This window comes from Rhizobium sp. AN73, from assembly GCF_030757975.1.
Taxonomy (GTDB): domain Bacteria; phylum Pseudomonadota; class Alphaproteobacteria; order Rhizobiales; family Rhizobiaceae; genus Agrobacterium; species Agrobacterium arsenijevicii.
Map to the genome: position 1 here is coordinate 697,926 of NZ_JARWME010000002.1, position 20,930 is coordinate 718,855.

General features: G+C 60.2%; 21 protein-coding genes, 1 pseudogene and 1 riboswitch. Of the genes and pseudogenes, 10 read left to right on the top strand and 12 right to left on the bottom strand.

The features are described 5' to 3' along the window. Positions 1 to 183 precede the first annotated feature (183 nt). The 3 genes from RBH10_RS13380 (at position 184) to RBH10_RS13390 (ending at position 2,796) form a co-directional block, all read left to right on the top strand. On the top strand, positions 184 to 1,005 hold the full coding sequence (locus RBH10_RS13380) for a sulfite exporter TauE/SafE family protein (protein WP_281036884.1): 822 nt from the start codon (positions 184 to 186) through the stop codon (positions 1,003 to 1,005). A 106-nt stretch (positions 1,006 to 1,111) separates the two neighbouring features. Continuing rightward, positions 1,112 to 2,038 carry an ABC transporter ATP-binding protein gene (locus tag RBH10_RS13385; RefSeq protein ID WP_281036883.1) on the top strand — a complete coding sequence of 309 codons (927 nt, stop codon included), beginning with the start codon at positions 1,112 to 1,114 and terminating at the stop codon, positions 2,036 to 2,038. After that, a complete protein-coding gene (locus RBH10_RS13390) occupies positions 2,035 to 2,796 on the top strand; it encodes an ABC transporter permease (protein WP_045017122.1) in 762 nt (253 codons plus the stop codon). The genes RBH10_RS13385 and RBH10_RS13390 overlap by 4 nt, the downstream gene beginning before the upstream one ends. A 199-nt stretch (positions 2,797 to 2,995) precedes the next feature. Here the strand turns inward: RBH10_RS13390 and ribB are convergent, their stop codons facing one another. The 4 genes from ribB to RBH10_RS13410 form a co-directional block, all read right to left on the bottom strand. After that, positions 2,996 to 3,637, bottom strand: coding sequence for a 3,4-dihydroxy-2-butanone-4-phosphate synthase (gene ribB / locus RBH10_RS13395; RefSeq protein ID WP_281036882.1), 642 nt, complete (start codon positions 3,635 to 3,637; stop codon positions 2,996 to 2,998). A 119-nt stretch (positions 3,638 to 3,756) separates the two neighbouring features. Continuing rightward, a riboswitch (FMN riboswitch) is annotated at positions 3,757 to 3,906 on the bottom strand. A 161-nt stretch (positions 3,907 to 4,067) separates the two neighbouring features. Further along, complete coding sequence (locus RBH10_RS13400) at positions 4,068 to 4,775, bottom strand: TIGR02281 family clan AA aspartic protease (RefSeq protein ID WP_281036881.1); 708 nt, start codon at positions 4,773 to 4,775, stop codon at positions 4,068 to 4,070. Continuing rightward, a complete protein-coding gene (locus RBH10_RS13405; RefSeq protein WP_281036880.1) occupies positions 4,772 to 4,966 on the bottom strand; it encodes a DUF1289 domain-containing protein in 195 nt (64 codons plus the stop codon). The genes RBH10_RS13400 and RBH10_RS13405 overlap by 4 nt, the downstream gene beginning before the upstream one ends. Positions 4,967 to 4,986: 20 nt before the next feature. Beyond that, complete coding sequence (locus tag RBH10_RS13410; RefSeq protein ID WP_281036879.1) at positions 4,987 to 5,772, bottom strand: adenosylcobinamide-GDP ribazoletransferase; 786 nt, start codon at positions 5,770 to 5,772, stop codon at positions 4,987 to 4,989. Between the two features lie 131 nt (positions 5,773 to 5,903). Between RBH10_RS13410 and cobT the strand changes: the two genes are divergently transcribed. Then, positions 5,904 to 6,938: a nicotinate-nucleotide--dimethylbenzimidazole phosphoribosyltransferase gene (gene cobT, locus RBH10_RS13415; protein WP_045017131.1), complete on the top strand. Its 1,035-nt coding sequence runs from the start codon at positions 5,904 to 5,906 to the stop codon at positions 6,936 to 6,938. Positions 6,939 to 6,946: 8 nt separating this feature from the next. Continuing rightward, positions 6,947 to 7,351, top strand: coding sequence for a diacylglycerol kinase (locus RBH10_RS13420; protein WP_281036878.1), 405 nt, complete (start codon positions 6,947 to 6,949; stop codon positions 7,349 to 7,351). A 16-nt stretch (positions 7,352 to 7,367) separates the two neighbouring features. Here RBH10_RS13420 and pdhS2 read toward each other — a convergent pair whose 3' ends face one another. Continuing rightward, positions 7,368 to 8,903 carry a two-component system sensor histidine kinase PdhS2 gene (gene pdhS2 / locus RBH10_RS13425; protein WP_045017135.1) on the bottom strand — a complete coding sequence of 512 codons (1,536 nt, stop codon included), beginning with the start codon at positions 8,901 to 8,903 and terminating at the stop codon, positions 7,368 to 7,370. 108 nt (positions 8,904 to 9,011) lie between these two features. Between pdhS2 and RBH10_RS13430 the strand changes: the two genes are divergently transcribed. From RBH10_RS13430 to RBH10_RS13445, 4 genes are all read left to right on the top strand, one after another. Next, positions 9,012 to 9,605, top strand: a complete 594-nt coding sequence (locus RBH10_RS13430) for a thermonuclease family protein (RefSeq protein WP_281036877.1) — start codon at positions 9,012 to 9,014, stop codon at positions 9,603 to 9,605. Beyond that, positions 9,598 to 10,242: a uracil-DNA glycosylase family protein gene (locus tag RBH10_RS13435; protein WP_281036876.1), complete on the top strand. Its 645-nt coding sequence runs from the start codon at positions 9,598 to 9,600 to the stop codon at positions 10,240 to 10,242. The genes RBH10_RS13430 and RBH10_RS13435 overlap by 8 nt, the downstream gene beginning before the upstream one ends. 70 nt (positions 10,243 to 10,312) lie before the next feature. Next, positions 10,313 to 10,801, top strand: coding sequence for an Lrp/AsnC family transcriptional regulator (locus RBH10_RS13440; protein WP_003507846.1), 489 nt, complete (start codon positions 10,313 to 10,315; stop codon positions 10,799 to 10,801). 291 nt (positions 10,802 to 11,092) lie between these two features. Continuing rightward, the gene (locus tag RBH10_RS13445; protein ID WP_281036875.1) at positions 11,093 to 12,058 is read left to right on the top strand and encodes an aliphatic sulfonate ABC transporter substrate-binding protein; all 966 of its coding nucleotides are present in this window, start codon (positions 11,093 to 11,095) and stop codon (positions 12,056 to 12,058) included. A gap of 96 nt (positions 12,059 to 12,154) precedes the next feature. Here RBH10_RS13445 and RBH10_RS13450 read toward each other — a convergent pair whose 3' ends face one another. The 5 genes from RBH10_RS13450 to RBH10_RS13470 form a co-directional block, all read right to left on the bottom strand. Beyond that, the gene (locus tag RBH10_RS13450; RefSeq protein WP_281036874.1) at positions 12,155 to 12,979 is read right to left on the bottom strand and encodes a class I SAM-dependent methyltransferase; all 825 of its coding nucleotides are present in this window, start codon (positions 12,977 to 12,979) and stop codon (positions 12,155 to 12,157) included. An 84-nt stretch (positions 12,980 to 13,063) separates the two neighbouring features. After that, on the bottom strand, positions 13,064 to 13,330 hold the full coding sequence (locus tag RBH10_RS13455; RefSeq protein ID WP_035224318.1) for an usg protein: 267 nt from the start codon (positions 13,328 to 13,330) through the stop codon (positions 13,064 to 13,066). A gap of 168 nt (positions 13,331 to 13,498) precedes the next feature. Next, the gene (locus RBH10_RS13460) at positions 13,499 to 14,329 is read right to left on the bottom strand and encodes an ABC transporter permease (protein WP_281036873.1); all 831 of its coding nucleotides are present in this window, start codon (positions 14,327 to 14,329) and stop codon (positions 13,499 to 13,501) included. After that, positions 14,326 to 15,129: an ABC transporter permease gene (locus RBH10_RS13465; RefSeq protein ID WP_045017145.1), complete on the bottom strand. Its 804-nt coding sequence runs from the start codon at positions 15,127 to 15,129 to the stop codon at positions 14,326 to 14,328. Before RBH10_RS13465 ends, RBH10_RS13460 begins: the two co-directional genes overlap by 4 nt. A 113-nt stretch (positions 15,130 to 15,242) precedes the next feature. Further along, positions 15,243 to 16,016, bottom strand: coding sequence for an ABC transporter substrate-binding protein (locus tag RBH10_RS13470; RefSeq protein ID WP_281036872.1), 774 nt, complete (start codon positions 16,014 to 16,016; stop codon positions 15,243 to 15,245). Positions 16,017 to 16,359: 343 nt separating this feature from the next. Here RBH10_RS13470 and RBH10_RS13475 point away from each other — a divergent pair, with 343 nt between their 5' ends. After that, complete coding sequence (locus tag RBH10_RS13475; RefSeq protein WP_281036871.1) at positions 16,360 to 18,690, top strand: OmpA family protein; 2,331 nt, start codon at positions 16,360 to 16,362, stop codon at positions 18,688 to 18,690. A 183-nt stretch (positions 18,691 to 18,873) separates the two neighbouring features. Here RBH10_RS13475 and RBH10_RS13480 read toward each other — a convergent pair. After that, positions 18,874 to 19,798: pseudogene (locus RBH10_RS13480) on the bottom strand (pseudouridine-5'-phosphate glycosidase). Between the two features lie 31 nt (positions 19,799 to 19,829). Further along, entirely contained in the window at positions 19,830 to 20,771 is a 942-nt protein-coding gene (locus RBH10_RS13485) for a carbohydrate kinase family protein (protein ID WP_045017153.1), read from the bottom strand. Positions 20,772 to 20,930: the final 159 nt, after the last annotated feature.

Below are 20,930 nucleotides of genomic sequence, written 5' to 3' on the forward strand. Positions count from 1 at the left end.
GATATCGGCGTCTTTGCAAGGGCATGCAATGGGATACGATCCCATAAAACGGTCCATCCGGTGCGGATATCCGGCAAAAAACATCGCGCCGTACTGACCTGCGGCCAACATGGCTTGCCGCCCGTCTCTGATACGCTATGAGCGTCACATGTATGTGACAACGGCCCGCAGGAGTCCGCTTTCATGCCCCCTGTTTCAGAGCTAATCGTCTTTGCCGCGGCGCTTGCGGCAGCGGGCGTCATCGCCGGTCTTCTGGCGGGTCTGTTCGGCATTGGTGGCGGCGCGGTTCTGGTGCCCGTCTTCTACCATGTCTTCGGGCTTCTGGATGTGCCGGAGGCGGTGCGCATGCATCTTTCACTCGGCACATCGCTTGCCATCATCGTGCCGACCTCCATCCGTTCGTTCCTGACGCATCGCCAGAAAGGCGCCGTCGATATCGATCTTCTGAAGGGCTGGATTGTCGCCGTGCCGCTCGGTACCATCCTCGCATCGGTGGTGGCAGCCCACGCCTCCAGCGTCGCCCTGCGGTTGATCTTCGCCTGCATCGCGCTTGCGCTCGCCTTCCGGATGATCGTTAACCGGGCGAGCTGGCATCTCGGTTCCGACCTGCCGAAAAATCCCGCCCGTTTTCTGGTGGGCACCGGCATCGGGCTTTTATCCGGCCTGATGGGTGTGGGCGGCGGGGTGATGAACAATACCTTCATGACGCTTTACGGACGCACCATCCATCAGGCAGTTGCCACATCCTCCGGCGTCGGGGTGCTGATTTCGCTGCCGGGTCTCCTGGGCTACATCTGGGCCGGCTGGGGCGATGCGGGCCTGCCGCCGTTTTCAACCGGTTTCATCAACTGGGTTGCCGTGGTGCTGCTGATCCCGATCACGCTTGTCGTCGCGCCCTATGGTGCGCGACTGGCGCATGCGCTCAGCAAGAAACAACTGGAGCGGGCCTTCGGGGTGTTTCTGGTCTTCGTCGCAGCGCAGTTTTTCTATAGCGTCTACGGCTGATTTTCCCTATTCGCGGAACACAGTGTTCAGGCCATCCGGACTGGCATTTGCGTGCCCCACGGCCTATATGGCGTGCATCTCTGTCGGTTTTTTCGAAAGTTTTGCCATGAATGCCATTGTTTCGATACGGAATCTGACCAAATCCTACGCAAATGGCTTTCAGGCGCTCAAAGGTGTCAGCCTCGATATCAAAGAGGGGGAAATCCTCGCTCTTCTCGGGCCGAATGGCGCGGGCAAGACGACGCTGATCTCGATCATTTGCGGTCTGGTCAATCCGGGCGAAGGCTCGGTGCTTGTTGGCGGGTATGATGTGGTGAAGGATTTTCGCCAGACCCGCGCCCTGATCGGCCTCGTGCCGCAGGAACTGACGACGGATATGTTCGAGACCGTATGGAACACGGTAAGCTTCTCGCGCGGCCTGCACGGACAGAAGAAGAAGCCTGAACTGATCGAAAGCGTTCTCAAGTCCCTGTCGTTGTGGGACAAGAAGGACAACATGCTGCGGGAACTTTCCGGCGGCATGAAGCGGCGCGTGCTGATCGCCAAGGCCTTGGCGCACGAACCGAAGGTCCTGTTCCTCGACGAACCGACCGCCGGCGTTGATGTCAATCTCCGCCGCGACATGTGGAATGTGGTTTCCGAGCTGCGCGCCAAGGGCGTCACCATCATCCTGACCACGCATTATATCGAGGAGGCGGAAGAGATCGCCGATCGTGTGGGCGTCATCAATGGCGGTGAATTGCTGCTGGTGGAAGAAAAGACGGCGCTGATGAAGAAGCTTGGCCGCAAGCAGCTCTTCCTTGAACTTGCGCAGCCCGTGGAGCAATTGCCGGATAGTCTTGCGCCTTTCGGCCTGGCGCTGTCCGACGACCGTTGCACCGTTACCTATGAAATCGAGGATAATGGCGAGCAGGGTCGCATCGCCGATCTTCTCGGCGCTCTTTCCGCCGCCAACATCCACTTCAAGGATATTTCAACGCGGCAGAGCTCGCTTGAGGATATCTTCGTCTCGCTGGTGGGAGGCCAGAAATGAATTTCGAAGCCATCAAATCCATCTACCTGTTCGAAATGGCACGCACGCGCCGCACCCTGTTGCAGAGCGTCGTTTCACCGGTCATTTCCACATCGCTTTATTTCATTGTGTTCGGAACCGCGATCGGTTCAAGGATTCAGGAGGTTGGCGGGGTTTCCTACGGTGCGTTCATAACGCCCGGCCTCATCATGCTGACGCTTCTGACGCAATGTATCGCCAACGGCTCCTTCGGTATCTATTTCCCGAAATTCACCGGAACGGTCTATGAGATATTGTCCGCGCCGGTGGCCACGACGGAAATTGTCGCTGGCTATGTCGGGGCGGCGGCGACCAAGGGCCTGATGATTGGCGTGATCATCCTGATAACGGCCACCTTCTTCGTGGATATCACCATCGCCCATCCGTTCATGATGGTGCTGTTCTTCGTGCTGACGGCGGTAAGCTTCAGCCTGTTCGGCTTCATTATCGGCATCTGGGCGACGAATTTCGAGCAGCTGAACGTCATTCCCATGCTGGTGATACCGCCTCTGACCTTCCTCGGCGGCAGCTTCTATTCCATCGACATGCTGCCGCCCTTCTGGCAGGCGGTCAGCCATTTCAATCCGGTGCTCTACCTTATCAGCGGTTTCCGCTGGAGCTTCTACGAGATCGCCGACGTCAATCCCCTCATCAGTCTGGCGATGATCACGCTGTTCCTCGCAATCTGCCTCGGCGTCGTCAGCTGGATGTTCAAGACCGGTTACCGGCTGCGCAACTGAGGTCTCAGCGCGTCACGGATCGCTAAGTGTTCCTCACACACAACGTCATCCTCGGGCTTGACCCGAGGATCCATTGTCACGCTGGGTTGTGAATCCTCGGGTCAAGCCCGAGGATGACACTTGAGAAGCTTCAGTCCAGCAATCGTTACTTTACCCGGTTCATTCGCACGCGGGCGTTTTCGTATTCGGAAAGCGCAGATCAGGCGACCTGCTTTTGCGCCACTTCCTCCACAACCTCGCCCTTCAGATAAGAGACAAGGTCCTTGATCGTCACCACGAGCAGGCCATGGCGTTCGGCGAAGACCTTGAGCTGCGGCAGGCGGGCCATGGTGCCGTCGTCATTGGCGATCTCGCAGATGGTGCCGGAGGGGAACTTTCCGGCAAGACGGCATAGATCGACGGCCGCTTCGGTGTGGCCGGTGCGGCCAAGCACGCCTTCGGGATTGGCACGCAGCGGGAAGATATGGCCGGGACGGGCGAAGTCTTCCGGACGCGAGCATTCCGACACCAGTGCGCGCACGGTATTTGCCCGGTCCGCCGCCGAAATGCCTGTCGTGGTGCCGGGAATATAGTCCACCGACACGGTGAAGGCCGTCTTGAGGGATTCGGTATTGCGCGACACCATCAGCGGAATGTCGAGCGCATCCAGACGCTCGCCTGGCATGGCGACGCAGATCAGCCCGCGTGCGTGGTTCATCATGAAGGCGATCTGCTGCGGGGTGATGCTGTCTGAAGCGGCGATGATATCGCCTTCGTTTTCGCGGTCTTCGTCGTCAACGACAATCACCATCTCGCCACGGGATATGGCGTCGATCGCGTCTTCAATTTTAGCAATGGTCATTTTCTTTCTGGCCTTTCAAGGGTTATGCCGTTTTGCGGCATTTTCGCGCTTCAAGAAGCGCCAAATATCCCTTGGGCGAACAATGCAATGCGAGGCCCGCTGCGTGCGGGCGCCTTATGCCTTGTCCTCTTCCATCCGGACTATACCGTCGGCTCCGGCCTCTCACCGGATCTGCTGACCTTCCGGCTTTGGAGACCGGAAGCGCTCGCGGGCTCCGGGAAAATCCCGATACCGCCGGTGGGGAATTGCACCCCGCCCTGAGAACATCGCCAACATAAATTATCAAACGGGAAGGAAGCAAGCGGCAATGGGTTTGTCATTGCCGGTGCACGCGAAATGAATATCCCGATTGCGTTCGAAACGGGGTATTTCCGTTCCGCGACCAATGGCTGGCCCGAACACCGGAGAATGATCTTCAAACGGCTGAGGTTTACCGGTCGCGCAATCGCAATTCATCGGTCTGCATCTGCAGCGAACCGAGCGTCGACAGGAAGCTCATGCCGAGCAGGCTCTGGCCCAATTGACCGTCCTGCGCGACGAGGGCGGGGATGTTGCGTCTCGTGATCGGGCCGATGCCGATTTCCGACAGGGTGACGGGGGCCGCTGCCGTGCGGCCGTTGGCCGTCATGACAGGCACGGTGTAGCGCAGTTTGGTCGTATCGATGCCGATCTCGGCCGCGTCGGCATTGGCGAGCACCACGGAACTTGCGCCGGTATCGACGAGCATGTGGATGGTTTTGCCTTCGATGCCGACATTCGCCTCGAAATGGCCGCTCATCGATTTGTGCAGCACGATTTCCTGTTCGCCGCCTGCCGTCGTCACCACAACGGCGCGACCGGGTATCAGGCCGCCCAGCAGCCGGTCGCCGAAGGATTGCAGGTCGTAGCGATAGAGATAGACGGAGACGAGGCCGAGGATGATGACGAGCCAGATGGCGAGTTGCCGGACGACGGTACCAAAGCTGCCGCGGCTTCCGGCCAGAATGCCTGCGGATAAAAGCCCGGCGATCGGCACGAGATAGACCATCCGTCCGAATTGTTCGTTGTCGATGCCGAAGGTGCGGCCGCTGTCGTGATTGACGAGAAGCAGGCCGAGACCCACGGCCAGCAATAGGAGAACGAAAGTCAGCCTGTTCATGCGGTGTCCGTCTCCTTGGCGGCGTCCTTGCCTGCTTTTGCCAGTCTTTCGGGGAGCGCCGACATGATCATGCGGCGCTTCTCGTCGTTATAGCTCGCCCAGCTGCCGATCTCCTCCAGCGTGCGGCCGCAGCCGATACAGAGGCTGTTGGTCACGTCGAGGGAGCAGATGTGGATACAGGGTGTTTCCATGGTGAATCTATATCAGGCCGTCATGCCGCAAGGGCAAGAGCGAGAAGAATCACGATCTCCGTGATCTGCTGGCAGGCGCCGATGGTGTCGCCGGTGTGGCCACCGATCTTGTTGACGCAGAGCCTGCCGAAAAGCGCCGCGGCGAGGCACGCCGCCGCCAGAACAACCACTATTGAGACTATGGGCAGGGCGTGCAGTGTGAAGAGCACGAGCAATAACAGCCCGGTCGCGAGCGCGATGTTGCGCTCGCTTGTCCCCGGCTGGCCGGCGCCGGCGGCGATGCCGGAGGTTTTTGCGGCCGGTAGCGCCTGCCAGTGCCAGACCATCAGGGCGCGGCTCATCACCAATGCTGCAATGAGGCAGGCGGCGGCGGTCTTGGCGGGCAGGGTCTCGATCAGCGATGCGAGTGCCGTGGCGCGCAGTGCAAAGGACAGGATCATGGCAATCGTACCATAGCTGCCGATGCGGCTGTCCTTCATGATCTCAAGCGTTCTTGCCTTGTCCTTGCCGCTGCCGAAACCATCGGCCATGTCGGCCAGCCCATCCTCGTGCAGCGCACCGGTTATGAGTGCAGTCAGGGCGATGGCGAGCCAGCCCGTGAGCTGCGGTGAGGCGTCGAACCTCGCTAATGCCACCACGAGGACAGCAGCGGGCAGGGCGATCAGCAGACCGGCAGCGGGAAAGGCGCGTGCAGTGCGGCGCATCGATATGCCGTCATCATCGCCGAAAAAACGCGAGGGAACCGGCAGGCGGCTGAGAAAGGCAACGGAATGCGCGACATCTGTTATAAAATCCCCGGCCTTCATGCTGTCTCCGTTGCTATACTTGCATTTCCGGTTGTTCCGCGGCGCATCCGCGATTATGAGAGGCGCAACAAAGACCGATTTGCCGGAAAACACAAGTTTCCGCCAACCCGACGACGAGAAAGACAGATACCATGAGCATGAGCGGATTGCCCTTCGACGATTTCCGCGCGCTGCTGCGCGAGCTTCCCGGCCCGGACACGCATGCGCTGGTCGCGGCCAAGGAGCGCAATGCGCAGCTGACGAAGCCGGCGGGTTCGCTTGGCCGTCTGGAAGAGATCGCCATGTGGCTTGCCGCATGGTCCGGCCGTTCGCCCGCCGTCACCCGTCCGCTGGTGGCGATTTTTGCCGGCAATCACGGTGTTACGCGGCACGGCATCACGCCCTATCCGACATCCGTGACGCAGCAGATGGTGGAGAATTTTGCGGCAGGCGGTGCGGCGATTAACCAGATTTGCGTCACCAACGATCTCGGTCTCAAGATTTTCGATCTGGCGCTCGACTACCCGACCGGCGACATTACCTGCGAGCCTGCCCTTTCCGAGCGTGATTGCGCAGCGACCATGGCCTTTGGCATGGAGGCGATTGCCGGTGGCACCGATCTTCTCTGCGTTGGCGAAATGGGCATCGGCAACACTACCATCGCGGCGGCGATCAATCTGGCGCTCTATGGCGGTACGGCGGAAGAGTGGACCGGTCCCGGTACGGGTTCCGAGGGCGAGGTCATGGCGCGCAAGATTGCGGCTGTGAAGGCTGCCGTGGAGTTCCACAAGGACCATCTGTCCGATCCGCTGGAAATCATGCGCCGTCTCGGTGGCCGTGAGATTGCGGCGATTGCCGGCGCTATCCTTGCCGCGCGCGTGCAGCGCATTCCCGTGCTGATCGACGGTTATGTGGCGACTGCCGCTGCTGCGCTGTTGAAGGCTGCCAATCCTTCGGCGCTCGACCATTGCCTGATCGGCCACGTGTCCGGTGAACCGGGCCATCTGGCCGCCGTCGAGAAACTTGGCAAGACGCCGCTTCTGGCGCTTGGCATGCGGCTGGGTGAGGGCACGGGTGCCGCCTTGGCCGCCGGCATCGTCAAGGCTGCCGCCGCCTGCCATTCCGGCATGGCGACTTTCGAAGCTGCGGGTGTCGATACCCGCACCAGTGCCCACACTGAACATTGAGGCCGAAGATGGACGCAACGCCGCAGAAGAAGCAACCGGAACCCGCCTTCCGCAAGGAAAAGGGTTGGCGGCATCTTTTTGCTGCTGCCCGTTATTCCGTGCAGGGGCTTGGCCGGCTGTGGCAGGAAGCGGCGTTCCGGCATGAGGTTCTGGCCTTCGGCGTCGGTCTTGCCCTGCTTCTGGTCGTCGGCGCGCCGTTTACGCATCTTCTCGTCTTTACGGTGCTGATGCTGCTTCTGTTTGCGGTCGAGGCGCTGAATACCGCGATTGAGGAACTGGTGGATCGCATCTCGCCGGAAATCTCTTCCGTCGGGCGGCATGCCAAGGACCTCGGCTCTTTTGCCGTCTTCTGCCTTCTGATGGCCAACGGATTTTTCGTGCTTTATTCGCTGGTGACGACGCTGTTCTTCTGAACGGCAGGTTTGACGCTTAAGCGAAGGACCGGCGGCGCGGCTGGATGGCGTGAGTTTCCTCCACGGCCGGTAGGCTTTGCAGCACACGTTTTGCCGGCAGGATGGCGATGCCTTCGGTGCCCTCGCGCAATTTCGATTTCAGGATGAACTGGCCGTCATGCTTGGCAAGAATGGCCTGAACGATGGGTAGGCCGAGGCCGGTTCCCTGTTCTGCGCTCTTGATCGCGATCGATCCCTGACCGAAGGCTGACAGCACCACGGGAATTTCCTCTTCGGGGATGCCGGGGCCATTATCCCTGATCGAGACATATTGCCCGCCGCCCGCCGTCCAGCCCGCCTTCACGAGAATTTCGCCGCCCTGCGGGGTGAATTTCACGGCGTTGGAGAGAAGGTTGAGGATGACCTGGCGGATCGATTTTTCATCGGCCCAGACCTGCGGCAGGCTGCTTTCAAATTGCTGCGAAATCCTGATGCTTTTGGCGCGAGCGCGAAGCTGGATCATGCCGATGCAATCCTCGGCGATCTCCAGCATGGAGACCGACTCCTCGTTGAGGTCGTAGCGGCCGGCCTCGATCCGCGACAGATCGAGGATTTCGTTGATGAGGTCGAGCAGATGCTGGCCGGAGCGGTGAATATCGCCGGAATATTCCTTGTAGAGCGGATTGTTGAGCGGGCCGAGCACCTCTGCGGACATGACTTCGGAGAAACCGAGAATGGCGTTGAGCGGGGTCCTGAGCTCATGCGACATGGAGGCGAGGAAGCGCGATTTCGCCAGATTGGCCTCTTCCGCCCGCCGCCGTGCTTCGTCCGACATCGAGTTGGCGACTTCGAGTTCGGCGATCAGGTCGTCCTTTTCGGTCTGCGACGAAAGCAGCTTTATGCTGGTCTGGTAAAGCCGGCTGGTGATGCGATGACAGAAGAGGATCGCCATGCCGAACATCAGGGCAAGGCCGACATCGAACGGATCGCGGGAAATGACGGAGGTAACGCAAAGCGCCGCCAGCACCGGCAGGAAGGTCATGAAGGTTGCCCGCCGCAGCATGAAATTGGCCATGGCGGTGAGCGAGAGGGCGATCAGCAGTGTCGCGCCCTTGAAGAAGAGAATGAGTGTCGGATCGTTGCGTACCGGTTCGGCCAGCGCGAACATGGCCCAGGCGCAGCCGATGATGATTTGCATGCCGAGAAAAAGATTGCGCCATTTCGGCAGGTTTTCCGTCGTGATCTCGTGTTTTGCGGCTCTTTTGGCGAGCACGAGAGACATGGCGTGGAAACTGAGCGCAATGAGCGACCAGATGATCAGCCCAATGTCACGGGTAATATACACACCGATGATAGAGGCGAATACGATGAAAAGCGGCATGATCATCGCGCCCTGGAGGGCTTCGGCGATGTGCATGGTCAGCATTTCGCGTTCATAGGCTTCGCTTCCGCCAGCCCCTTGCTGCAGGCGTTCACGCGTCGTCTTCACCGTGTCGAAAACAGCCTTGTTACGGTGTTTTCGTGAGCGGTCGACGATGATCTTATCGGTGGACGTGCTGACGCTTTTACTCATTGTTACAACGCAGGTGACATGAACCCTTTGCAGGCTACGCACAAAATCTTAAGAAGATGCTTCCGTTAAAGGATTTGTTTGCCATTTCTGACAAGGGTTTGTTGTGACATGAGACGAAATGGAGGCAGGCGCGGCTTTTTCTCGACGTTTCGGGACGGCGGGCTTTTTCTTGCCACGGTTTTTCTCGGCATCCTGATTGCCGCCAAGCTCGACCAGATCAACAGCGAGACCTATGCAGGCCGTTTCTTCGTGATCGATGGCGACACGCTTTCAAAGGGCGAGGACCGGTTTCGGCTGCTCGGCATCGATGCGCCGGAGCTTTCGCAGACCTGCCGACGCGGCGGTGAAACCTGGCCATGCGGTGCGGAGGCGCGCCGTGTTCTGCAACGGATGATCGAGGGTGCCGCCTTTTCCTGTTCCGGCAGTTCCAGAGACCGTTATGGGCGGCTGCTGGTTTATTGTACGGCGGGCGACAGGAATGTGTCCTCGGAAATGGTGGCGGCGGGTTTTGCCATCGCATCCGGTTATTTCCAGTTCTCCAGTGAGCAGGCCGTGGCGCGCAGAGAGGCTCGCGGTATCTGGGCGGGAGAATTCGAAAAACCGTCGGAGTGGCGGCGCGAACACCGCGCTGCGGATCTGGAGACGCCCGCAGCGGGTTTCCTCACCATCATCCGTCATCTTCTGGGATGGGATCATGGTTGAGACGGATCAAACACCGCCGACGCGTGATGACGGGCTGGACGGGTTGCGCTGCGAGATCGCCCGCTGTCGCATCTGTCGCGACACCCCGCTCAACGGCCCCTTGCCGCACGAGCCGCGGCCGGTGGTCGTGATGTCGAAGAAGGCACGCATCCTGATTGCGGGGCAGGCGCCGGGGCTTCGCGTGCATGAAACGGGGATACCCTTCAACGACGCTTCCGGTGACAGGCTCCGCCAATGGCTGAATGTAGACCGGGAGACATTCTATGACCCGGACCGCTTCGCCATCGTACCCATGGGGTTCTGTTTTCCCGGTTATGACGACAAGGGCAGCGACCTGCCGCCCCGGCGCGAATGCGCGCCGCAATGGCGGGAGCGGGTGATGGTGGCAATGCCGCAGGTGGAGCTGATCCTTGCCATCGGCCAATATGCCCAGGCCTTTCATCTCGGTGAAAGGCGACGAAAAACCATGACCGAAACCGTGCGCGACTGGCGCAGCTATTTTCACTCGAATTCGGGGCCGGCCATCTTCGCCCTGCCGCATCCGAGCTGGCGCAACACCGGCTGGTTGAAGAAGAACCCGTGGTTTACGGAGGAGCTGCTTCCAGTTCTGCGACAACATGTGGAAATGCGGCTTTAGTGAAACAATTTTCTGTTTTTTTGTAAAAATTAGTGTACTGAAAGGAAATTAATTCAGGAGGGTAGACGCATTGGATCGCCTAGACCGTAAGATTTTGCGCATTCTGCAAGAGGATTCCACGCTGGCTGTCGCTGATCTGGCGAAGAAGGTCGGCCTTTCCACGACGCCCTGTTGGCGGCGTATCCAGAAGATGGAAGAAGATGGCGTCATTCGCCGGCGCGTGGCGCTGCTCGATCCGGTCAAGGTCAACACCAAGGTCACCGTTTTCGTCTCCATCCGCACCGCCTCGCATTCCATCGAATGGCTGAAGCGTTTTTCCGAGGTGGTTTCCGAGTTTCCTGAGGTCGTCGAGTTTTACCGCATGAGCGGCGATGTCGATTATCTGCTGCGCGTCGTCGTGCCTGACATCGCGGCCTATGACGCCTTCTACAAGCGTATGATCGCCAAGATCGAAATTCGCGACGTTTCGTCTGCCTTCGCGATGGAACAGATCAAATACACGACGGAACTGCCGCTCGATTACATGCTGCTGGATAATCCCAAATCCGGCGAGGAATGATCTGCGACTGATCAGGTCTTTTGAACAATGCCCTTTCCGGATGCCGGAGAGGGCATTTTTCGTTCTGCGGTTTTGTTTTTCGCAAGTGCTCAAGCTGGTCATCTGCCGGTTGATCGAGAAACGCACCCGAGAGGCGGTGGAAGCGGCGCGGCAATCTTATTCCGCCTGTAACGGCAAATTCGCACATTCAATTCTCTTCGTGCTTCCTCCACGCAAACTGGGATTTTGATAAAATCGCTCGAATATCTACGCTTTATATATCGAAGGATGGCAACAGCGAAGGATATCCACATGCTCACACGACGCGGAACATTGGGACTGATTGCGAGTGCAACGGGGGCGGCATTCCTGCCGCATATCCGGCGGGCAGGCGCTGCCACCACAACATTGCGGATCGGCTGGCAGAAGAATGGCGTGATTGCGCTGGCAAAAAGCCAGGGTGCGCTCGAAGCGCTGCTGAAGGATCGCGGCATCGAGGTCAAATGGTCGGAGTTCTCATCCGGGCCGCCGCTTCTCGAAGCGCTTGGCGCGGGCGCGCTGGATATCGGTCCGACGGGCGACGTGCCACCGCTTTTCGCGCAGGCAGCCGGTGGCAATCTGCGTTATGTGGGCACCTACAAGGGCGCGGCCGGCGGATCGGCAATCCTTGTGCAGAAGGATTCACCGCTGAAGACGCTGGCGGACCTCAAGGGCAAGAAAGTCGCCTACAAGCGCGGCTCCAGCGCCCATAATGTCACCGTGAAAGCATTGCGAAAGGCCGGTCTGACGCTGAACGACATAACATCCATCGATCTGGCGCCACCGGATGCGGCGGCCGCTTTCCGCAGCGGCAGCATCGACGCCTGGTCGATCTGGGACCCTTACTTTGCCGTCGCGGAGAAGGAGCCGACGACTCGGGTTCTTGCGAGTGCCGAGGGTATTGTCGATCCGTGGAGCTATTTCCTCGCCAATGGCGACTTTGTGGAAAGCAATCCGGATCTGGTGCCGTTGATCCTGAAAGAACTCGCGAGCGTCGGTGCAAAGGCGCAGGCCAATATCGGCGAGACCGCGAAATTGCTGGCGGCCATAACAGGCGTTCCGCAGGATGTCACCAAGGTTTCACTGACGCGTCCGGGGGCGGATCTCGGACGTGTGTCGCTGGTGCCGGATGAAGCCATCAGCTATCAGCAGGCGCTTGCCGACGAGTTCTACGATCTGAAGATCGTGCCGAAGAAGCTCAAGGTCGCCGATATCGTCTGGCGTCCGAAGGCCAGTTGAGCCGGGCGGAAAGCCGAGTCTCTTCAATCGTCTCGCTGTTAGTGCTGAGAGATTGATTCAGGCAGGCGCTCCATTTTCGGAGCGCCTGCCTCTGTCTCAGCCCTTGAGCTTTGCAATCACCAGATGGCCGGGTGTCGGGTTGCCGTCCTGCATGCGCACGTTGATATCGGTGACTTCGACGATGTCGAAACCGGTCGCCGCCAGTCTTTCCCGGACATAGGTTTCCGCATGGGCGAAACGCTGGTGCGGGCCGACCATATAGGGGCGTCCGGCCATGGTCGCTTCAGGTAGAGTTTCCGACGAGAAGATCAGCAGACCACCGGGGACGAGGTTTTCGGCGGCACCGAAAAACAGCGGTTCCAGCGCGCCGAGATAGGGCAGCACATCGGTTGCGGTGATGATGTCGAAGGGCTCGTCGTCATTGTCCTCAAGAAAATCCTCGGCTTCGGCGACGTAAAGCGTCTCGTAGAGGTCTTTTTCATGGGCGATCTCGACCATGTTTTCGGAAATGTCGATGCCGGTGATGTCGTCAGCCATGTCGCGAAGCGCTTCACCGGTGAGGCCGGTGCCGCAGCCGAGATCGAGCAGGCGCTTGAAGGGGCCGAGATCAAGCGTTTGCAGGCGCTGGCGCACCATCATCGGTACGGCGTAACCGAGCTGTTCGACAAGAATATCCTCGAAGGCTTCGGCATGCTGGTCGAACAGGGTTTCGACATAGGCGTCGGGCGCTTTCGACGGCGGTTCTCCGCGGCCCATGGCGGCGATACGGACGGCTGCACCGCCGTGATCGTCCGGGTCGATGGCCAGAACCTCTTCATAGGCCTTCACCGCCGCGTCGATATCGCCGGCTTTTTCAAGCGCGAGCGCGCGGTTATAGGCTTCGGCAAGCGCCTCTTCGTCAATTTTCTGGTTGTTCGTCATCGTGCGGTATCCGTCAGCATTTTCGTTTGACGTCTGCTGTAAGCCGCAAGAGGAACGGGCGCAATGCTAATGTGGCGCGATGGCTCAGTGGAGGATGAACTCTCCTTTCAGCGCGCGCCATTCCTGCGCCGATATAACCTGCCGGTGCACGTAGCGGACGGAGTGCAACGGGCCGTCGAGCTTTTCCTGCCAGAATTTGAGGAAACCGTGCATTTCGGGGAAATCCGGGGCGAGATCGTAGTCCTGCCAGACGTAGGTCTGCAGAACCAGCGGATGGTCCGGCATGCGATAAAAAATCTGGGCGGTGGTGAGGCCGTAGCCCCTCAGCATCATTTCCATGTCCTTGTTCATGACGGCGGTTCCCGTTTTCATGATTACCGATCACAGCATTGCCGCTGTATTGAATATGGGAACACGGCAGGGTTAATCCAACCTTGCCAAAGGTGTGGATTGTCACAAAATAGTTATATTTTTCAAAGTGTTGGCAGCCTCTGTTAGTGAGTGCTGCCAACTTGGTCCCTAGCGCTTGAGATGGCGTGTCAGGCGGGCTTCGAGCCATGCCCAGACGTGTCGGAGTGTCTCGACGATCGTCAGGTAGAAGATCGCGGCCCAGAGATAGGCCTGATAATCGAAGGTGCGGGAGAAGGCGTAACGCGTCTGCCCCATCAGGTCGAAAACCGTGACGATGGAGACCACGGCCGAGCCCTTGATCATCAGGATGATCTCGTTGCCATAGGGGCGCAGTGCCACGATGAGCGCCTGCGGCAGAACGACCTTGCGGAAGGTGATGAATTTCGACAGGCCGAGCGAGGCGGCGCCTTCATGCTGGCCGCGCGGTACGCTCTGGATCGCTCCGCGCAGGATTTCGGCCTGATAGGCGGCGGTATTGAGGGTGAGCGAAAGCAACCCGCAATACCACGCCTCGCGGAAGAACCACCACAGGCCGACGGTTTCCAGCCCCTGACGGAAGCTGCCGAGGCCGTAATAGATCAGGAAAAGCTGCGCCAGCAGCGGCGTGCTGCGAAAGACGTAGACATAGGCGTAGGCAAGCGCCCCGATAATACGGTTCTCCGACATGCGGGCAAAGGCGATCGGTACCGAGAGAAGAGAGCCGAGGACGATCGAACTGCCGACCAGCGTCAGCGTGGTAATGAGACCATCGATATAACGCGGCCCGTAACGCTCGAATTTCGTCCAGTCCCAGCCTTCGATCATGGCAAAGATCAGCCCGGCGGCGAGCAGCAGCCAGAGCGTGATGACGGCGATGCCGAGGACGCGTGAAATGTTGAGGGGCTTGTCGATTGCGATCGGTGCCGGGCGTGGCGGAATGAGTTCCTGAACGTGGCTCATCGGCTTACTCCCGATTTGCGCGACCAGCGATCGATGAAGCCGATGCCGATGGAGGAGAGAAGTGCGAGGATGAGGTAGAGCAGGCAGGCGATGCCGTAGAAGAAGAAGGCTTCCTTACTGACGCGGGCGGCGATGCCGGTCTGGCGGATGATATCGGCAAGGCCGATGATCGAGACGTAGGAGGTATCTTTCAGGAGGATGACCCAGAGGTTGGTCATGCCGGGCAGGGCGATCCTGACCAGTTGCGGAATGATGATGAGCACCATGGTGCGGCTGCGTGAAAGGCCAAGTGCGTCGCCCGCCTCATATTGCCCCTTCGGAATGGCCTTGAAGGCCGACAGCAGCACTTCGGAGGCATAGGACGAGAACACCACTGACAGCGCGACCATGCCCGCCACGAAGGCGTTGATCTCGATCGGACCGGTAATGCCGACGTAACCGGCGACCGATTGCAGCAGCATCTGGATGCCGTAATAGACGATGAACAGGGTCAGAAGTTCCGGCAGGCCACGGAAGATGGTGGTATAGACACCGGCCGCCAGCCGCAGCGATTTTTCCTCCGATTGCGCAGCGAGTGCGATGAGGAAACCGATCAGAAGCCCGACAGGCAGGGTGGCGAGCGCCAGCGAGATCGTGACCTTGACGCCAAAGGCGATTTCGTCGCCCCAGCCGGCATCGCCGCAGGTAACGAGAGTGCCGTTTCCGAAAAGCGTGAAGAGACCGACCGGCCCACAGAAAGGGTCGAGAAGTGTCGAGACATAGGTCCAGAACGCACCTATGGCGGAAAATGCTCCGCTCATGCCAGTTTTCCCCCGCGGTCTTAAGCCGCCGTGATTGTTATGGTTACGTTTTCAAACAAAAATGGCGGAAGGGCAAGCCTTCCGCCACGAGATTTCAACAAGCGTTATGCCGGTTATTGGCCGTAAACGTCGAAATCGAAGTATTTTTTGTTGATTTCCTGATACTTGCCGTTGGCACGGATGGCGGCGATGGCGGCCGTGAACTTGTCGGCAAGCGCCGTGTCGCCCTTGCGGACGGCAATGCCTGCGCCGTTGCCGTTGATCTCGACGTCCACCGGAAGCGGCGTCAGGATCTTGCAGCACTTGCCGGCATCCGACTTCAGCCATTCCGACAGGACGACGATATCGTCAATGACGGCGTCAATGCGGCCGTTGGAGATGTCGAGCTTATATTCGTCGGCGGTCGGGTACATTTTCAGGTCGGAACCCGGGAAATGCTTTTCGGCATAGTTGGAGTGGGTGGTGGAACCCTGCGCGCCGAGCGACTTGCCCTTCAGATCGTCGACGGACTTGATCGGCGAATCCTTCGGCACGGCGATTGCCGGCGGGGTGTTGTAATATTTCTTGGAGAAATCGACCTTCTGGAGACGCTCCGGGGTGATCGACATGGATGCGATGATGGCGTCGAACTTCTTGGCCTGAAGGGCGGGAATGATGCCGTCCCAATCATTGGTGACGAAGGTGCATTCGGCCTTCATTTCGACGCACAGCGCCTTGGCGATGTCGATGTCGAAGCCGGTCAGCGTACCGTCGGCTTCCAGATTGTTGAAGGGCGGGTAGGCGCCTTCGGTGCCGATGATGATTTTGTCCTGCGCCAGGGCGGCGCCGGAAAACAGCGAGATGGCGGCAATCGATACGGCTGCGAGCAGGCGGGTGGAAATAGGCATTTCGATCCTCTCTTTTGGTCGTTCATCCGCAGTCTGTTGTTTTTTTCAGTGCGGATGCCTTGAGCGCCAGGCGCGACAGAACGGTTTGCCGTTCGTGGCCTTCGGCGCGGCTCAGATTATTCATCCGGTTGGTCAAAAAATGCAACTGCAATATTAGTGACCGCGATTCCGCCGCGGAGCTTTCACGAAAACGCCTTGATCTGTTCATTTCCGGTACACAAGGCTTTGGTCATCATGGGAACCGAAGCGTGTGCAAGGCGTTGACCAGCGCCTGCACGCGCGGCCGGATTTACAATGTCGCGGTATAAGCGGCGTATAACGATTGGCAGATGAGGAAGCACCCATGCTGAAGAAGAACACATTGCTGACGGGGGTGGTTTTCCCCCTCATGTCGCTGGCGATCGCGGTGGAGCCGGCTGCTGCCGGTTATGCCGGAGCCGCACGGGTGCAGATGCAAATGCCCCAGTCACAGGCCCTGGTAATCTTGGCGCAGGCACAGCCGCAGCCGGAAGAGCAGAACCCGGAAGAATTGCTGCGCAAGCAGCGCCAGCAGGCCGAAGAGGCGCAGCCGAAGGCCGAGCCGCAGAAACATGAACAGGCGCCAGAGCCGGCGCGCGAGCCCGAGCCCAAGCCGGAAGCCGCACCTGCCGAGCCGCGCCCCGAACCCAAGCGGGAACCGCAGCCAGAGCCCAAGCGGGAACCGCAGCCAGAACCCCAGCGGGAGCCTCAGCCCGAACCGCAAAGGGAACCGAAGCAGCGCGAAGCCCGCCCGGAGCCGGCGCCAGCCGAACAGCCGGCACAGGAGCGCCCGCGTCGTGCGCAGGAGCCGCAGGGTGAGGGCGAACAGCGCCCCGCACGCAAGCGCCCACAGGCCGAGCCGGAAGCCGCACCCGCAGCACCAGCGCCCGCGCCGGCCGAACAGCAGCCGCAGGAACGGCCGCGTAAACCGGAACGGGCAGAACAGCCCGCAGGCGAGGGCGAGCAGCGTCCGCCACGTCCGCGCAAACCGGAGCTTGCAAAGGAGCCGGCGGCCGAACAGCCTGCCGCGCGCCCTGAAAATTCCGAGCAGCCAGCCAAGCCGCGCGAACCCGCCCCCGAGAAGAAGCCGGTAGAGGAAAAGGCGCCAGTTCCAGTTCCGGAACCGAAAGCGGAGCCGGCTGAAAAGGCCGTGCCGGAGAAAAAGCCTGCCGCCCCCGAACCCGCCGTAAAGGAAGCGCCAGTTCCGAAGGAAGCGCCGACACCGGCACGACCGCCGGCCCCTGAGGCACAGCCCAATCCCGCGCCCGGCCAGCAGCCATCCGAAAAACTGCCGGTAGAAGGACAGGGCAAGACGGAACCAGCAGCGCCGCTGCCGGGCACGCCAACGCCTCCGCCGCCAAGTGGTGCCACGACCGGACAGGCGCCTGCCGGCGAACCCGTTCCCAATCAGGTCGCCATTCCGCAGACGGAAGCGCCTCCGACAACGAAGCAGGAACTGGACAAGGCCAAGGCTATCGCCAAGGATCCGTCCAAGACCGCCGACACCGTTATCCTGCCCGTCGACAAGGGGGCTGCCGTTCTCGACAGCGACAAGGAAGTGGAACGCTCCGGCAACAACCAGGCACGCGAACAACGCCGCCGCGAGCGTGAGCAGGCTGGTGACGTGAAGGTGCCGACCTCCGACGCCGAGGCGCAGCGCGCCGGTGCCGCCGAAGGCAAGGCTCCGCCGCCGCCCGTGAAGATGGAGGCGATCACCTCGCAGCAGGGCGAACGCATCGACCGCCGTCCGCAATATGACCGGCCGGAAGGTGCACGGGAATGGCAGCCGCGCGAAGGCGGCCGGCGTGACCAGGATCGCGATGCGCCGATCATCCTGCAATTCGGCGACCGCGTAGTCGTGCGCGGTGACGACAACCAGCGCTTCATCCGCGATGGCGGCGAGCCCTATTATGAGCGCCTGCCGGGCGGACGCGTCCGCGAGACCGTCGAGCGCCGGGATGGCACGCAGGTGGTGACGATCCGCAACCGCTACGGCGATGTCATCCAGCGTTCGCGCATCGATGACCGTGGCCGGGAATATGTGCTGTTCTACGCACCGGAACTGATGGAAGAACCGGACCGCGAGTATGTCTATCGCGATCCCGGTCTCGACCTGCCGCCGATGCGTCTGCGCATTCCCGTCCGCGATTACATCATCGACACGTCGAGCGATCCGGACCGCGATTATTACCGCTTCCTGGAGCAGCCGCCGGTAGAGCCGGTGGAGCGTGTCTATTCGCTGGATGAAGTGCGTTATTCGGCTCGTATCCGCGACAAGGTGCGCCGTATCGACCTCGATACAATCACCTTCGCCACGGGCAGCGCCGAAATCCCGATGGCGCAGGCGCGTTCGCTGCGCAAGGTGGCGGATGCGATCAACAAGGCGCTGGCTAAGAACCCGGCGGAAACCTTCCTGATCGAAGGCCATACCGATGCTGTCGGTTCGGATGAAAGCAACCTCGTGCTTTCCGACGAGCGCGCCGCCTCCGTCGCCAATGTCCTGAGCGATGTTTACGGCATCCCGCCGGAAAACCTTGCGACGCAGGGTTATGGCGAGCGCTACCTGAAGGTCCAGACGCTCGGTCCGGAACAGCAGAACCGCCGCGTCACCATCCGTCGCGTCACGCCGCTGGTAAGGCCGGTGGCCCAGAACTAAGGAAGTTCGGGAAGAAAAAGAAGGCCCGGAAAGCGCAAGCTTCCGGGCCTTTTTTGTTGTTGTTGACAAGCCTTTCCTGCAACTCGGCGTCATCCTCGGGCTTGACCCGAGGATCCATTTATTTGCACCGGAGTGTGGATCCTCGGGTCAAGCCCGAGGATGACCAAGGAAAGGAGGTTGCCCTTAGTTCAGCGCGACGGCGATCTCCGCAGCGAGCTGGGCATTGTTGCGCACCAGCGCGATATTGGTCACGAGGCTGCGGCCGTCGGTCAGACGGAAGATATCGCCGAGCAGGAAGGGTGTGACGGCCTTGCCGGTGATGTCCTCGCGCTCGGCGTGGGAAATGGCGCGGTTGATGTAGATTTCCATTTCCTCGCGCGGAATTTCGTCTTCTTCCGGCACGGGGTTGGCGATCAGCATGCCGCCATCGATGCCGAGCTGTTCGCGGGTCACCTGGAAATTGGCGATGGCCGCCGGGCTGTTGAGCGACAGCGGGCTGGAAAGGCCGGAGGAACGTGACCAGAAGGCCGGGAATTCTTCCGAACCGAAGGTGACGACCGGTACACCGTTGGTTTCGAGAACTTCCAGCGTCTTCGGGATATCCAGAATGGCCTTGGCGCCGGCGCAGACGACGATCACGCCGGTTTTGGCAAGCTCGGTCAGGTCGGCGGAAATATCAAAGGTTTCTTCCGCACCCTTGTGCACGCCGCCGATGCCGCCGGTGGCAAAAACGCGGATGCCGGCGCGGGCGGCAGCGATCATGGTGGCTGCAACCGTCGTAGCACCGGTACGGCGCTCGGCAATCGCAAAGGCGATATCGGCGCGCGAGACCTTCATGGCGTCGGTGGTCTGGGCAAGCGCTTCGAGCTGTTCCTTCTCGAGGCCGATATGCAGGGTGCCGTGGATGACGGCGATGGTTGCCGGAACGGCGCCCTGATCGCGGATGATCTGTTCAACGCCTTCGGCCATCTCGATATTGCCGGGATAGGGCATGCCGTGGGTGATGATGGTCGATTCTGAGCGCTACGATCGGCGCACCGCGCTGCTTGGCGGCGGCAACCTCTTGCGAATAGACGATGGGCAGAAGCGGGGAGATGGGGCGGGTCATTCTTTTTGTTCCAGACTATAAAAAAACGGGTTCATGCCAGCATTTCGGCTTCGGGGACAAGCCCCAACATGGTCTCGACACTGTCTTTTGACAGGTCTTGGGCAGTGGCGAAAGGCGATTGCACGGTGATGGCGGCCGCCGCGGCACCCAGTCGCAGCGCTTCGGCGATGGTTTTGCCCTCTGTGATTGCTGCAAGATAACCGGAGGCCATGGCGTCTCCCGCACCCGTCACGTCTTTCACATCATGGATGAGGGGCGGGTGGAGGCTTGCAGTTTGCGTCGCATTGAAGGCCACCACCTCGCTTGCGCCCCGGGTAATGACGCCGCCGGCAAGGCCGGCCTTGCGCAGGATGTCCGGCCAGTCGCGGACATTTGCCGTCGTTTGCCCGGTCAGGGCGCGCGCCTCCGCTTCGTTCATGAAGAGCATATCGATATCGGCGAGCGCTCCCTTCAGCTTCACCGCCTTGGCGGGTGAAATGGCGATGGCAGCGAGCGGCTTTTTGCAGGCGCGGGCAATGAGGCCGATTGCCTTCAGCGTATCCTCCGGCAGATTTGCGTCGCAAAGCAGAAGGTCGCTTGCGGTAATCGCATCGCGCACCGCGCGCACCTTAAGGCGGCGCGGCGAAAACAGCTTGTAAAGGTCCATATCCGCAAGCGCGATGACCAGATTGCCGTCGCGCTCCAGAATGGCGGTGTAGCTCGGCGTGCGGCGATCGAGGAAAACGAAGGGCGTATCTTCCACGCCCGCCTGCCTTGCGGCCTCCGCCACAGCCTCGCCGGTCACATCGCCGCCGCGCGGCGCGATGATACGGACAGCAAAGCCAAGCCGGGAGAGATTGCGCGCCGCGTTGAAACCGCCGCCGCCAGCCTCTTCCATCCAGGAGCCGGGATTGCTGGCGCCAGGCGCCGTCTCAGTCTCGATCATGCCGCGTCTGTCGATATGCGCGCCGCCCAGAACGAGTATTTTCTTCACGCTTGCGTTTCCCTCTTTCGCGGATGGAAAGGGTGGACGATTCGTCCGAACCTTTTGTTTTTCCACCTTCGCATCCGGTCCGCGGCGATAGGCCTGACACGGAAAAACGAAAGCAGAACAAACGACTTATCGCTATTTGTTTTCAATATGCTGGCTGCG

Coding starts and splice junctions, on each gene's coding strand:
- RBH10_RS13380 (WP_281036884.1), top strand. CDS start 184: ATGCCCCCTGTTTCAGAGCTAATCGTCTTTGCCGCGGCGCTTGCGGCA.
- RBH10_RS13385 (WP_281036883.1), top strand. CDS start 1,112: ATGAATGCCATTGTTTCGATACGGAATCTGACCAAATCCTACGCAAAT.
- RBH10_RS13390 (WP_045017122.1), top strand. CDS start 2,035: ATGAATTTCGAAGCCATCAAATCCATCTACCTGTTCGAAATGGCACGC.
- ribB (WP_281036882.1), bottom strand. CDS start 3,637: ATGACCATTGCTAAAATTGAAGACGCGATCGACGCCATATCCCGTGGC.
- RBH10_RS13400 (WP_281036881.1), bottom strand. CDS start 4,775: ATGAACAGGCTGACTTTCGTTCTCCTATTGCTGGCCGTGGGTCTCGGC.
- RBH10_RS13405 (WP_281036880.1), bottom strand. CDS start 4,966: ATGGAAACACCCTGTATCCACATCTGCTCCCTCGACGTGACCAACAGC.
- RBH10_RS13410 (WP_281036879.1), bottom strand. CDS start 5,772: ATGAAGGCCGGGGATTTTATAACAGATGTCGCGCATTCCGTTGCCTTT.
- cobT (WP_045017131.1), top strand. CDS start 5,904: ATGAGCATGAGCGGATTGCCCTTCGACGATTTCCGCGCGCTGCTGCGC.
- RBH10_RS13420 (WP_281036878.1), top strand. CDS start 6,947: ATGGACGCAACGCCGCAGAAGAAGCAACCGGAACCCGCCTTCCGCAAG.
- pdhS2 (WP_045017135.1), bottom strand. CDS start 8,903: ATGAGTAAAAGCGTCAGCACGTCCACCGATAAGATCATCGTCGACCGC.
- RBH10_RS13430 (WP_281036877.1), top strand. CDS start 9,012: ATGAGACGAAATGGAGGCAGGCGCGGCTTTTTCTCGACGTTTCGGGAC.
- RBH10_RS13435 (WP_281036876.1), top strand. CDS start 9,598: ATGGTTGAGACGGATCAAACACCGCCGACGCGTGATGACGGGCTGGAC.
- RBH10_RS13445 (WP_281036875.1), top strand. CDS start 11,093: ATGCTCACACGACGCGGAACATTGGGACTGATTGCGAGTGCAACGGGG.
- RBH10_RS13450 (WP_281036874.1), bottom strand. CDS start 12,979: ATGACGAACAACCAGAAAATTGACGAAGAGGCGCTTGCCGAAGCCTAT.
- RBH10_RS13455 (WP_035224318.1), bottom strand. CDS start 13,330: ATGAACAAGGACATGGAAATGATGCTGAGGGGCTACGGCCTCACCACC.
- RBH10_RS13460 (WP_281036873.1), bottom strand. CDS start 14,329: ATGAGCCACGTTCAGGAACTCATTCCGCCACGCCCGGCACCGATCGCA.
- RBH10_RS13465 (WP_045017145.1), bottom strand. CDS start 15,129: ATGAGCGGAGCATTTTCCGCCATAGGTGCGTTCTGGACCTATGTCTCG.
- RBH10_RS13470 (WP_281036872.1), bottom strand. CDS start 16,016: ATGCCTATTTCCACCCGCCTGCTCGCAGCCGTATCGATTGCCGCCATC.
- RBH10_RS13475 (WP_281036871.1), top strand. CDS start 16,360: ATGCTGAAGAAGAACACATTGCTGACGGGGGTGGTTTTCCCCCTCATG.